Origin of the sequence: uncultured Aquabacterium sp. (assembly GCF_913773725.1) — a bacterium.
Classification (GTDB): domain Bacteria; phylum Pseudomonadota; class Gammaproteobacteria; order Burkholderiales; family Burkholderiaceae_C; genus Aquabacterium.
In genome coordinates this window covers 1-12,830 of record NZ_CAJYGK010000135.1, presented here as the reverse complement: position 1 = coordinate 12,830, position 12,830 = coordinate 1, and the positions used below count along the sequence as shown (strand labels likewise).

Sequence of the window (12,830 nt, the reverse complement as noted above, 5' to 3'; positions counted from 1 at the left end):
GGATCAAGACGGGGCCGGACGCGGGGTCACGGTGTGGGCGGCGCCGTGCCCGCGGCTGCAGCCCGACGGCGCTGGCGCCGGTGATCCCACCAGACGACCAGCTCACAGGACAACCAGATGGCGTAGAACGAAAACAGCACGTCGCTGAGGTAGTGGCCACCCTGCAGGATGCGGCCGAAGCCCACCACCGCGCCCACCACCATCCCGATCAGCAGCCAGCGCCGACGCCACAGTGGGCTGCATGTCAGACCCAGGCACATCAGCGAGAAGCCCGTGGCGGCGTGGCCGCTGGTGAAGCTGCGATGCTCTCCGGGATGGGCGCCCAGGTGGAAGGGCGCGACGTAAGGCACCGGACCGCCGAACTCCTGGGTCTGAACCGGGCGAGGGCGGCCCATCGTGTTCTTCAGCACGCCTTCCACGATCAGTCCGTTGCCCAGTGCTGCAGCCAGTGCGGCCACAGCAGCCAGGTGGCGCCACGACCCGGTACAGCGTGTGGCCAGGTCGAAATGGCCTCGGTGCTTCAGCAAGCGGGCGATGGCGGGTGCGGTCAGCGCGAACAGGGCCAGCAGCAAGAGCAGGGTGCGCCCGAGCCAGGGCGTGACCGTGTACATGCCGACCACGAACGCATCCTGCGCATGGACAAAGCCCTTGTCGGGATGCCAATAGCGGGCCGACACCAGCAGATCGAGCCCGGGCAACTTGCTGAACACCGCCAGGGCCAGGAACAGCGAGGCCCAGATCAGCATCGTGATCCGGTCGTTGACATCCTCCGACCAGGTGTCGGCGTGCGGGGAGGGGTCAGGGCGCATCGGTCAGGGGCTCGGGCTGATCTGCCCCGCTCTGCTTCAGGTAGGTTTCCTGGTCATAGCCCAGAAAGCCCCGCAGGAAGAAGAGGTGCAGTTCGACGGCGCGGTCTGGCCCGACCGGAACCCTGACCGACTTCATCAGGCGGACCGTGGCGAAGCGGTGCGTGATGGCATCGGGCTTCGGGTTGTCGGTGAGCAGTAGCACGTCCTGTCCGACCTTGTTGGGCAGGCTGCGCGTCATCTCGTAGTGGTTGTGCCGCACGCCATGCGGATTCCACATGTAGGTCGCGACCCCGTGTGACCGCCAGTGATAGGCAGCATGGGTGATCAGCAGCCGCTGATCCGTCAGCACCGGCAGCCCCCGCACCACGGGGTCATCCAGCACCGGCGACAGCTCGGCCAGCGCCTCCTGCCAACCGCGCATGCGGACCAGGGCATCCAGGCGTGAGGGCATGGAAGGGCCGGCGATCTCGCGCAGGTGCAGGGCTGCACTGCTGAGCAGCAGGTTGGACAGCAGCACGGCGACGAGCCATGCCGTGGGGCGTGGGGCGGCGAGCGGCACCAGGGGCGCACTCAGACGGGATGCGATGAGCAGCGTGAAGCCCACCATGGAAGGGGCCGCCCAGTTGACGTGCGCATCGGCGTGAAAGGCCTGCACCACGGCCACGGCTTGCAAAGGCAGGCTCATCGCCCAGAGGAAGCGGTAGCTCGACACCGACGCCAGGTGATAGGCCGAGCCGCGCGCGGCCGGGCGGCCGGCCGGCAGGGAACCCGACTCGCTGGTCGAACCTTGAGAGGACAGTTGCGTGGTGCCGGCCCACAGGCTGGGTGGCGCCGATGGCGCGGTGCCTTGCGCCAGGGGGCGACGACGCCAGAGCCACAGCGCCGCGATCACCGCCAGAGGGCCCAGCATCGCCACCTGGCCGCCGAGGAAGCGCGCCACGGCCGCAATGCCGCCGCTGCGGGTCGAGTCGGTGGTGATCTCGGCGGTGTGGGCGAGGGTCGGGAAGTCGTTCTGGACGTTCCACCAGATGTTGGGGGCGAGCAAGGCGCCCGCCACGGCGACGGTCAGCCAGGGGCCGATGCGCAGCACCCCGCGCTTGGGGCCCGGTACGCCCCACAGCGTCCAGATTGCCGTGAGTGCAAAGGCGGCCATCGTGTACTTGCCCAGCAAGCCGATGCCGCACGCCATGCCACACAGGAGCCAGTAGTGCAGGCGGTTGGTGACCTGGGCACGCCATAGCATCCACGATGCCAGCGTCCAGCACAGGATCAGCGGAGCGTCGGTGCTGGCGAACAGCCCCATGAGGCTGGTCACCGGCAGGGTCATGAACAGGGCGGCTGCCACGAGGCCAGTGCGCACGCCACTGCTGGTGGGCCACAGCGCCCGCGCGAAGCCCACCAGGGCCAGCGCCGTGGCGGGGTAGAGCAGCATGGTCAGGGCCTTGACGCCCAGCAGGCCATCGCCGAACAGGGCCGTGCTCAGCCAGATCAGCCCGGCGATCAGCGGCGGTTTGGAGAAGAACCCCCAGTCGAGATGGCGTGACCAGTCCCAGTACTGTGCCTCGTCGAAGAACAGCGAGATGCCGACATGCTGGACCGCCCAGAAGCGGTAGGCCATCAAGACCCCGATGAAGGCCAGCAGCCAGCCAAGGCGTGGGCCCCAGAGGCGCGGCCATCGCTGGGCGGATGCGGCAGGAGTTCGGACTTGTTGCTCGGTCATGTCGGGCAGGTTGCGCGAAAGGGGTCAGCCGTGATGGTGCCAGCCTGCAGAGGGATCCATCTCCGGGGCTTTGCTGGTGTGATACGGCGCCACTTCACCGCGGTCGTAGTAGATGCGGATCAGCAGTTCGGCCAGCACCCCGGTGGTCAGGAACTGCAGACCACCGAGCACGAAGAAGAAGCCCAGCCACAGCAGGGGGCGTCCACCGATGTCTTCACCCATCAGCTTGAGTCCGGCCAGGTAGGTGAGGATGAGGCCGCCAATCATGCCGATGGCCAGTCCGACGCCACCGAAGAAGTGGCCCGGGCGCCCGGAGAACCGCAGGAAGAAATTGACCGCGAGCAGGTCCAGCACGACACGCAGGGTGCGCGAGATGCCGTACTTCGACTCGCCGCGGGTGCGGGCATGGTGGCTCACTGGCTCTTCCGCCATGCGGGCCGGGGAGGTCACCGTGGCCATCCAGGCGGGGATGAAACGGTGCATTTCGCCATAGAGGCTCACGCGCTTGAGCACGCTGGCACGGTAGGCCTTGAGGCTGCAGCCCAGATCCTGAAACTCGAGTTGCGTGATCTTGCGGATCAGGCGGTTGGCAATGCGCGAGGGGATCTTGCGCAGCAGCATGCCGTCCTGTCGCTTCTGCCGCCAGCCGGCCACGAGGTCCAGGTCTTCGCGCAGTAGGCGGGCGACCAGCTTGGGGATGTCCTTGGGGTCGTTCTGGAGGTCGCCGTCCAGCGTCACGATCACGTCACCCCGCGCCGCGTCGATACCGGCCTGCATGGCGGCGGTCTGACGGAAGTTGCGCCACAGGTGGATGGGGCGCACGTGCGGGCCGCGCAGGCGGGCCTGCTCGTCCAGGGCCTTCTGCGTGCCGTCACGGCTGCCGTCGTTGACGATCAGCAGTTCCCATTCGAAGGGGTAATCGGCCAGCGCATCGTGCACGGCCGTGACGAAGGGCTCGACGTTGTCGACTTCGTTGTACATCGGCACGACGATGGACAGGCGGTGCGGCGGCACGTCCGTGGTGGCGTGGGTCGAAACTTGCGTGGCCAGGGTCATGGGGCGTCTTTCTGATACGGAGGGGGCCGGCGGTCAGCCGCGGCCTGGGGAAACAGGGGCCTGGGACGGGTCAGGCCGGTCGATCTGGTTGAGCAGTGAGGCCACCGCACCGGCGATGACGGCACACAGCAGGAAGCACACATGCAGCGCCAGCGCAGCCGGCACAGCCTGTGCGAGTGCGGCAGAGCCGCGGGGGAGGTGGGCCGCAAAGCCGGCCCAGACGCCCGCCTCGTAGGTGCCGAAGCCGGCGGGGCCCTGAAGCGGCACGATGGCCGCCAACTCGCCCCCCAGCGCACCCGCCCAGGCGGTCAGCCAGGGCGATGTGCTGATGGCGGCCAGCAGACAGGCCCCCGCGGCCAGCTTCAGGCTCCAGTTGGCCAGGGTGAAGAACCACGCGAGAGGATGGTGGTGGGCCGGCTCGAGCAACGCGTGCCTGACCTTGTGCAGCAGGCCCCGAACGCCACCCGCAGGGGCCGATCCGGTGTCAGGATGGCGGGCCAGCCATGCACCCAGCAAGCGGTTGCCGAGGTGCCAGGCGCCGGCTGCCGTGACCAGGGCCCCGACGCGAACCGCCCAGTCGAGCCCGGGCCACAACACGATGCCCAGCAGCAACAGCACGGCCATGTCCTGCACCCGCATCCACAGCAGGCAGGCCACGGCACGCGGCACGCTCAGGCCGAGATGGCGGTTGGCCAACCAGGGAAAGCTCAACTCGCCAGCGCGCATCGGCAGCAGATTGACCGCGGCGTTGTGCATGAGGATCACACGCAGCGCGTCCATGCGCAGGCCGAGCACCCGGCGACTCGGTGGGGCGCAGGCGGCCAGGTCGAACACCACCTGCATCCGCGCCGCCCGCAGCCCGTAGCTACCCAGCAGACCGGCCAGAGTCAACAGCCAGGTGCCCGGTCCCGGCCGCCGCAGGGCGTCCAGCAATTGCGTCAGCGGCACATGGCTCAGCAGCCACGCCAGCAGGCCCAGTCCCACGGCCCAGGCGACGACCATGCGCCCGCGACGGGGAGCGGGACGCGGGTCGACGGAAGAAGGCGTCAGGGAATCGGACACGGGGCAGGCGTGGTGTGAAGGGCAACCCGCGATTGTCCCGCATCTTGAGGCCCCCTGCGCGAGGGTGAATGCAAAGCGCGCGACACGTTGGCACAGGACACCGCGCCACTAGAATCATTTTCAGTCTTCAACCCTTGTCGGATTCCGCCATGACCCAGACCTTTGCGACCTGCGACCTCTGCGACGAACACAAGAACGACACCGACGGCGCCTTCCGCGTCCTGCCGCCGCTGTTCAAGGACTACGGCGGTCGCCTCAAGTTTGCCGGTCCGGTCAGCACGGTGAAGTGCTTCGAGGACAACACGCTGGTGAAGGCGGCGGTCGACTCACCGGGGCAGGGCCGCGTGCTGGTGGTCGACGGCGGCGGCTCGCTGCGCCGTGCGCTGGTGGGCGGCAACCTCGGCAAGGCGGCCGCCCGCAACGGCTGGGCCGGCGTGGTGGTCTATGGCTGCGTGCGTGACTCGGCCGAGCTGGCGGCGTGCGACGTCGGGATCCGCGCGCTCGCCCTGATGCCGTTGCCGACCGAGAAGCGCAACGAGGGCCAGACCGACGTGGCCGTCCAGATCGAAGGGGTGTGGATTCGCCCGGGCGACTGGCTGTATGCCGACGAGGATGGCATCGTCGTGATGGACAAGCCGAAAGCCTGATCGATCGGCGGCACGCTCACGGCTGGGGAGCGGTCCAGCGCGCCCCGCTGTCGAGCTGCCACCGCCACAGCGCCAGCCACGCCTCGGCCTCGGATTGCGCGGCCTGCAGGGCCTGCTCCCGGGCAAGACGGCGGGCCTGAAGCACCTGATCGAGTTGTCCTTCGCCCATGCGGTAGCCCTTGTCGAGGGCCTGCGCAGCTTCTTCGAGTCGCGTTTGTGCGTCGCGCTGGAAGGCCCAGCGGGCCATGGCGTCGCGGGTGTCCTGCCACCGCTGGACCAGAGCGGCTTCAGCCTGGGCCTCCACGGCGACCTGCTCTGCGCTGGCTGCCTGATACCGGGCTTGCTGTGCCCGTGCGGCTTCGGCGCGGTAGGCGCCTCCCAGTGGCCAGTTCAGCTGCAGCAGCAGGGCCTGTTCGGCGCCACTGCGGTCCTGGGTCACGGCCACCCCGACGGTGGGCGGGGCGATGCGGGCCGCGTCCGCCTGTCGTGCCTGCTGTGCGCTCAAGGCGAGCCGTGCGGCAGCGGCCTGCAGTGAGGGCAGGGCCTGGGCCAGTGCGGCGCGGGCTTCTGCGTCCAGGCGTTCGGGCACGGTGGCCAGTGCGGCCTGCGCGCCCAGCCAGCTGTCGGAGGCCGAGGGCAGCGCGGCAACGGGCCAGCGCGCAAAGCGCGCCAGGAGCTGCCGCTCGATGGCAGCAACGCGCTGCTTCGCTGCAGCGGCCTGGGCCAGAGCCTGAGCGTGGGCCGCCTCGGCCTGCACGAGGTCGATCCGAGCCGCGTCGCCCAGCATGACGCGCTTGCGCGCACTTTCCCGCTGTATCTCGGCGGTGTCTTGTTGAGCTGACCAGATGTCGGCCTGGCGGCGAGCCAGCAGCCACTCGGTGTGCTGCTCCAGCAGCTGGACCAGCAGACCGTGCCAGCCGGCGTGGAGCTGCACATCACCCAATTGCTGCCAGGCCTGGGATGTGGCCTGGTCCGCTGCCTGCTGAGCGGGCAGTCGCCAGGGCCGGCTCAGGCCGGTCCGCCACTCCCGTGTGCCTGGTTCGCCCGCGGACGGGCCGCGGTAGCGGCGTTGGCCGGCCGCCAGTTCCACGCTCCACTCGCTGTCGCCCAGGGCGATCTGGCGGGCCTGGGCGCGCTCGGCCTCGCGTTGTGCCAGCAGGCTTTGCCACTGAGGATGGTCGGCCAGCAGGGGCTGGACCACGGTGTCAGGCGGAAGGGGCTCGGCGGCCCGAAGAGTGCCGGTGACGAAGACCGGACCCAGCGCAAGCAGACAGGCCAGCGCCGTCCGCAGACGGGGCGCCGGGAACAGAGGGCGGCGGGCGGGGCAGCGCATGGTCACGTGTGGGCTGGGTTGGTTTCAGGAAGGCCGTGGCGCTCGTACAGGAGGGGCAGCAGGATCAGGGTGAGGGCGGTGGAGCTGAGCAGCCCGCCGATCACCACCACGGCCAGCGGACGCTGGATCTCGCTGCCAGGGCCAGTGGCAAACAGCATGGGCAAGAGGCCGCCTGCACAGATGGCCGCGGTCATCAGGACCGGGCGAAGACGGCGGCGAGCCCCTTCCCACACCGCTTCCCGGGGGGGCAGGCCGGTGGCGATGAGCTGGTTGAAATAGCTCACCATCACCACGCCGTTGAGGACGGCGATGCCGAGCAGGGCGATGAACCCCACCGAGGCCGGCACCGAGAGGTACTCCCCCGCCAGCGCCAGACCCAGCACACCACCGATCAACGCCAGGGGGATGTTGCCCAACACCAGGGCCGCCTGGCGCACCGAGCCGAACGTCAGGAACAGCAGGAAGAAGATCAGGCCCAGCGCGACGGGGACCACGAGGGCCAGTCTTTGCGCGGCGCGTTGCTGGTTCTCGAACTGCCCGCCCCACGTGATGCGATAGCCCTGGGGCAGGGGCAGTTCCGCACGCACCCGGGCCTGCGCCTCTTCGACGAATCCGACGAGATCGCGTCCATGCACGTTGGTCTGTATGACCACGTAGCGCTGCCCTTGCTCGCGGTCGACCTTCACGGGGCCGTCGGTTCGCGTGAGGGTGGCCACGCTCTGCAGGGGGACCGGCTGTCCGTCCGGCGTCACGACGCGCAGCGCCGCGAAGGCCTCGGGGTCGTCGCGCAGCGCGACGTCACCCCGGATGACGAGCGGGACGCGCCGGCCGGGTTCGTGCACGATGCCCACCGACTGTCCCTCGACCCATCGGCGCAGGTCGGCTTGCACGGCCTGGCTGTCGAGGCCCAGACGGCCTGCGGCCTGCCGATCGACACGGACCTGCAGGTACTGCACGCCATCGTTGCGGAGCGTGAAGGTGTCGGTGGCGCCGGGGATGCCCGCAATCAGGGCCTCCGTGCGGCTCGCCAGTGCATTGAGTTGAGCCAGGTCGGTGCCGTAGATCTTGATGGCGACGTCACCCCGCACGCCCGTGAGCATCTCGGAGACCCGCATGTCGATGGGCTGCGTGAAGGTGATGTCCACGCCGGGAAAGTCCAGCATGACCTGGCGCATGTCCTCGATCAAGGCGTCCTTGTCTGGCTGCCGCCAGTTCTCCCGGGGCTTGAGCACCATGAAGGTGTCGGTCTGGTTGAGTCCCATGGGGTCGAGCCCCAGCTCGTCGGAGCCGCTGCGCGCCACCGTCGCCTCGATCTCGGGAATGCGATCCAGCAGCGCCTTCTGCACGCTCAGGTCCATGGCGGTGGTGGCATCGAGACCGATGGAGGGCAGTTTCTCCAACTGCATGATGACGTCACCCTCGTCCAGAACGGGCATGAAGGTCTTGCCGATCTGAGTGAACAGCACGGCGGTCCCGATCAGTGCAAGCACGGCTCCGCCCATGACGCGGCGAGGCGCTGCGAAGGCATGTCGAAGCACGCGCTCGTACAGTCGATCGAGGTGACGCATGAGCCAGGGCGTGCCGTGGTCGCCCGGCTTGAGCAGCCAGGAGGCCAGCACGGGCACCAGCGTCAGCGACAGCAGCAGCGAGACCGACAGCGCGAACACGATGGTGAGCGCCACCGGCCCGAACAGCTTGCCCTCCAGTCCTTCCAACGTGAGCAGGGGCAGGAACACGATGAGGATGATGGCGATGCCGGAGGCGACGGGCATCGCCACCTCGCGCGCCGCCTGCAGCACGACCTGCCGCAGCGGCTCGCGGCGGGCGTCGCCATGCGCCAACCGGCTCTCGATGTTCTCCACCACCACGACGGCGCCGTCCACCAGCATGCCGATGGCGATGGCCAGCCCGCCCAGGCTCATGAGGTTGGCCGACAGCCCATACCAGCGCATCAACACGAACGTGCCCAGCGCAGACAGCGGCAGCATCACCGCCACCACGATGGCCGCCCGCAGGTTGCCCAGGAAAGCGAGCAACAGGGCCAGCACGAGCACCACGGCTTCGAGCAGCGCCTTGCCCACCGTGTAGACGGCCCGGTCGACCAGCGCACCGCGGTTGTAGAAGGGCACCACCTTCATGCCGGATGGCAGGGTCGGGGCCAGCCGGTCCAGCTCCTCCGAGACCGTGTGAACCAGATCGCGGGCGTTGGCCCCCCGCAGAGACAGCACCAGGCCTTCCACGGTTTCGTCGCGACCGTTGCGTGTCACCGCGCCGTAGCGTGTGAGGTCGCCTCGGCGGACCTCGGCCACGTCGCCGACTCGCGTAATCCGGCCGTTGTCGTGCCGTTTCACCACCGTGTGGCGCACGTCGTCAAGGGTGCGGATGGCGCCCTCCGCCCGCACGATCAAGGCCTCTTCACCGGCCTGCAGTCGGCCCGCGCCGTCGTTGCTGTTCTGGCGTCGCAGGGCCTGTTCCACGTCGTCCAGGCTCACGCCCTGACCCTGCAGGGCAACCGGATCGGGGGCGATCTCGAAGGTCTCCACGCGGCCGCCCAGGCTGTTCACGTCGGCGACGCCCGGCAGGGTACGGAGTGCCGGGCGGATCACCCAGTCCAGCACCCGGCGGCGCTCGGCGAGGGATTGGGGGCCCTCCACGGTGAACATGAACACCTCACCCAGGGGCGTCGTGATGGGGGCGAGTCCGCCCGACGTGCCGGCGGGGAGCGCCTCCGTGACTCCGGCCAGCCGCTCGCTGACCTGCTGGCGGGCCCAGTAGATGTCGGTGCCGTCTTCGAAGTCGAGCGTGATGTCGGCCAGGGCGTACTTCGACGTCGAGCGCAGCATCTTCTGATGGGGGATGCCGAGCAGTTCCTGTTCCACGGGGGCGGTGATGCGGGTCTCGACCTCTTCCGGCGTCATGCCTGGCGCCTTGAGGATGACCTTGACCTGGGTTCCCGACACGTCGGGGAAGGCATCGATCGGCAGCTTCTGCCAGGCGATGACGCCGGCCGCGGCGAGCAGGAGCACCAGCAGCAGCACGAGGGCGCGCTGCGACAGCGCACCGGTGATCAGGCGATCGAACATGGGCCGTCCTCAGCGTGGCAGCATGGCTTTGAGCGCCGCGGTGCCGCGGCTGACCACCTGGGTGCCAGTGGGCAGGGCTTCGAGGGTGACGGTGCTTCCTTCTCGCGCGCGCAACTGCACATCCAGCAATTCGAAGCGGCCGGCGGGACGGGCCACGAACACCTGATGACCGTTTCCGGCTGTCGGCATGACGGCATCGGCCGGCACGCGTGTGCCGCTGGCCGCCGCCTGCCGTTGGAGCCGGGCCTCCACCAGTTGGCCTGGCTGCCAACCCCTTGCGCTGTCGTCCAGTTGCGCGCGGACGGTGCGCGACTGGCTGCGCGCGTCCACCACCGGGCTCACGGCCACGACCCGGGCCGGGGTGTCGTGATCGCCGGGCGTGGGGGCGGGCAGCACCACCTTGTCTCCCGCTCGGATCGACGCGGTCTCCCGTGAGGGCACCTGCAGGTTGACCCAGAGCGGCTTGAGGCTTGCCAGCCGGTAGAGCGGGGTCATCGCCTCCACCCGCTGGCCGACCTGCACCAGCTGCTCCAGGATCTGACCCGTGATGGGGGCGCTGAGGGACAGCATGCCATCCGCGCCCACCACCGCACGGGCTGTCGTGGCCTGAAGGGCGGAGCGGCGCTCATCGGCCAGGGCCTGTGCCTGCTGCGCCTGGGCTCGGGCCGCATCCAGCCGAGCCTGCGGAATCAGGCCTTCCTTGAACAGCGCTTCGTCGCGGGCCAGCTGGCTGCGGGCCAGGCTCAGCTGGCTGCCGCTTTGCAGCACGTCGCGACGCAATTCCTGGGTCTGCCCGCTGCGCAGCCTGACCAACCACTGCCCCGCGCGGACGCTGTCGCCCACCCCCACGGCCAGGGCTTCGACCAGACCGGCCACGGGGGCCGCCACCACCCGCTCCTGGGCAGGAGGCACCACGATTTCCGCCGGATAGCTCTGCCAGGCGCCGTTCACGGCTTCCACCGGCGTCACCACGATGCCCAATCGTTGACGCTGTTCGGCGGACACAGGCGGCGTCGTGGGGCCGGCCCAGGAGGAACAGGCCAGTCCGATCAGGCTGGTGGCGAGGAGGTGGCGCAGAGGCCGGGCAGGGCGGGCAATCATGTCGCCGAGCATGCCTGGTCAGCCTGAATCGAGGCTGAAGCACCGAGCCCTGAGCCGATGATATGGTCCGCGTTCAGGGTGGGTGCCGCGGGCATGCCCTTGCGGAGAACAACCATGCGCCTGTTGCTGATCGAAGACGATGCCATCTTGGGAGAAGGCCTGCGAGACTTCCTGCGCGCAGAGGGCCACCACGTTGATTGGGCCGTGCGCCTGCTCGATGCGCGCGCCTTGCTGAATGAACCCTATGACGCGCTGCTTGTCGATTGGCAACTGCCGGATGGGTCCGGCCTGGACCTGGTTCGCCGACTGCGCCGCGAGGGGGACGACCGCCCCATGCTCATGCTGACCGCACGTGACCTGTTGAAGGACCGGCTCGAGGGATTGGATTCGGGCGCGGACGATTACCTGATCAAGCCCTTCGATCCGGAAGAACTCGTGGCCCGCTTGCACGCCGTGCGGCGCCGGCGGGTGGGTGCCCCGACCGGGGTCCTGCATCTGGGCGATGTGGACATCGACCTGGCGGCCTGCGCAGCATGGCGGCACCAGGGGGAGGGCCGCCAGCGCGTGGACCTGACCGCACGGGAATGGGCTGTGCTCGAGGCGCTGGCCGCCCGGTCCGGCCGTCTGGTTTCCAAGTCGGATCTGGAGGCACTGATCCTCGGTGCGGAGCACGACGTGCAGAGCAATGTGCTGGAGGTCTACATCGGCAACCTGCGGCGCAAGCTCGGACGGGAACGGATCGAGACCGTGCGCGGCATGGGATACCGCCTGGTGGCCGGGAGTGCCGCATGACCGCGTCCCCGGTGCTGCCGTCCATGCGGACCCGCTTGTCTCGCGTGGTGCTGCTGCTTTCCCTGATGTGGGGCGTGCTGATGTCGCTGGCCGTGGGTGGGGTGCTGCACCGCGCGCTGGACGGCTTGCTGGATCAGGGTCTGCAGGAGTCTGCCGAGATCCTGTACGGCCTGGTGCAGGTGGCCGGGCAAGACGTGGCCGCGACCGGTGGCATGTTGCCCGCGCCGCCCCATGACGAGGAACTGATCTGGCAGCGGGTGGGCCCGGATGGTCAGGTGCAGCTGCGATCGCACAAGGCCCCGACCCAGCCCGTGAGCGGGCGACCCGATCGGGGCTTTTCGGATGAGGGCGTGTGGCGGGTCTACACCCTGCCGTTCCCCCAGGGGGATGGGCGGCTTCTGGTCGCCCAGCCGGAGCGCCATCGACGGCACACCCAGTGGGCCACCGTGGCGGGCACGCTGGGGCTGGCGCTGGCGGTGGGGCTGCTGCTGGTCCTCTGGCTGAACCGGCGCCTGCAGCGCGAGTTGATGCCCTTGCAGTCCCTGTCGACGGCCGTGGCGCAGTACAACCCGTTGGATCCGGGCGGGGCCAGTGGCCTGCCTGCTGCCGAGCGTGCCGAGCTGGTGCCGGTGTCCCGTGCCGTGGTGGCCCTGGGTGAGCGGCTGGCCGCGCGGGTGGCGCACGAGCGTGCGTTCGCCGCCCATGCCGCGCACGCGCTGCGTACGCCGCTGGCAGGCATGGACGCGCAACTGGCCGTGGCCCAGCGTGAGGCGCCGGAGGCCCTCAAGCCGCGCCTCACGCAGACCCGCGAGGCGGCGGCGCGCCTGCGCACGGTGGTCACGGCGTTGATCAGCCTGTTCCGTGCCAGCGGCGAGCTGCGACGCCAGTCGGTCGATCTGGGAACCCTGCTGTCCCGGTTGCCCGTGCGGGGCGTGCAAGTGGTCGTGGCGCAGGGCGGCAGCCTGGACGCCGACCCCGATCTGCTGTCGGCGGCATTGATGAACCTGCTGGACAACGCCGCCCGACACGGTGCGAGCCGGGTGGAAGTGGCCATGCACCAGGGGCCATCGGGCGTGTTCCTGACCCTGACCGACGACGGTGAGGGCATCGACCCTCAGCGCCTGTCTGAGCTCAATGACGCGCTGGCGTCCGGGCAGGGCGGGAGCATCCTGGGGCTGGGGCTGACGCTGGCCGACCAGATCGCGCGCATGCATGGCGGGCGGGTGA

At 69.4% G+C, this 12,830-nt stretch carries 10 protein-coding genes; 3 read left to right on the top strand and 7 right to left on the bottom strand.

Going from position 1 to position 12,830, the window contains the following annotated elements; all coding sequences use genetic code 11:
* Window positions 1-26: 26 nt before the first annotated feature.
* From QZ709_RS15850 to QZ709_RS15835, 4 genes are read right to left on the bottom strand one after another with little or no spacing between them, the layout of a single operon-like run.
* A complete protein-coding gene (locus tag QZ709_RS15850) occupies window positions 27-809 on the bottom strand; it encodes a phosphatase PAP2 family protein (RefSeq protein ID WP_294638364.1) in 783 nt (260 codons plus the stop codon).
* On the bottom strand, window positions 799-2,529 hold the full coding sequence (locus QZ709_RS15845; protein WP_294638363.1) for a glycosyltransferase family 39 protein: 1,731 nt from the start codon (window positions 2,527-2,529) through the stop codon (window positions 799-801). The genes QZ709_RS15850 and QZ709_RS15845 overlap by 11 nt, the downstream gene beginning before the upstream one ends.
* Window positions 2,530-2,553: 24 nt before the next feature.
* Window positions 2,554-3,585 carry a glycosyltransferase family 2 protein gene (locus QZ709_RS15840; RefSeq protein ID WP_294638362.1) on the bottom strand — a complete coding sequence of 344 codons (1,032 nt, stop codon included), beginning with the start codon at window positions 3,583-3,585 and terminating at the stop codon, window positions 2,554-2,556.
* Window positions 3,586-3,618: 33 nt separating this feature from the next.
* The gene (locus tag QZ709_RS15835; RefSeq protein WP_294638361.1) at window positions 3,619-4,647 is read right to left on the bottom strand and encodes a lysylphosphatidylglycerol synthase transmembrane domain-containing protein; all 1,029 of its coding nucleotides are present in this window, start codon (window positions 4,645-4,647) and stop codon (window positions 3,619-3,621) included.
* Window positions 4,648-4,796: 149 nt separating this feature from the next.
* Here QZ709_RS15835 and rraA point away from each other — a divergent pair, with 149 nt between their 5' ends.
* Window positions 4,797-5,294, top strand: coding sequence for a ribonuclease E activity regulator RraA (rraA, locus tag QZ709_RS15830; RefSeq protein WP_294638360.1), 498 nt, complete (start codon window positions 4,797-4,799; stop codon window positions 5,292-5,294).
* A 16-nt stretch (window positions 5,295-5,310) separates the two neighbouring features.
* On the opposite strand, the gene QZ709_RS15825 is transcribed toward rraA, so the two are convergent.
* From QZ709_RS15825 to QZ709_RS15815, 3 genes are read right to left on the bottom strand one after another with little or no spacing between them, the layout of a single operon-like run.
* Complete coding sequence (locus tag QZ709_RS15825; protein ID WP_294638359.1) at window positions 5,311-6,627, bottom strand: TolC family protein; 1,317 nt, start codon at window positions 6,625-6,627, stop codon at window positions 5,311-5,313.
* A gap of 2 nt (window positions 6,628-6,629) precedes the next feature.
* Window positions 6,630-9,710 (bottom strand): CusA/CzcA family heavy metal efflux RND transporter, encoded by a 3,081-nt coding sequence (locus tag QZ709_RS15820; protein WP_294638357.1) that lies wholly within the window; start codon window positions 9,708-9,710, stop codon window positions 6,630-6,632.
* 9 nt (window positions 9,711-9,719) lie between these two features.
* Window positions 9,720-10,811, bottom strand: a complete 1,092-nt coding sequence (locus tag QZ709_RS15815) for an efflux RND transporter periplasmic adaptor subunit (RefSeq protein ID WP_294638356.1) — start codon at window positions 10,809-10,811, stop codon at window positions 9,720-9,722.
* Between the two features lie 114 nt (window positions 10,812-10,925).
* Between QZ709_RS15815 and QZ709_RS15810 the strand changes: the two genes are divergently transcribed.
* Entirely contained in the window at window positions 10,926-11,603 is a 678-nt protein-coding gene (locus QZ709_RS15810; protein WP_294638355.1) for a response regulator transcription factor, read from the top strand.
* On the top strand, window positions 11,600-12,830 hold a 1,231-nt coding region (locus QZ709_RS15805; protein WP_294638353.1), incomplete at its 3' end, for a HAMP domain-containing sensor histidine kinase. The genes QZ709_RS15810 and QZ709_RS15805, both read left to right, overlap by 4 nt.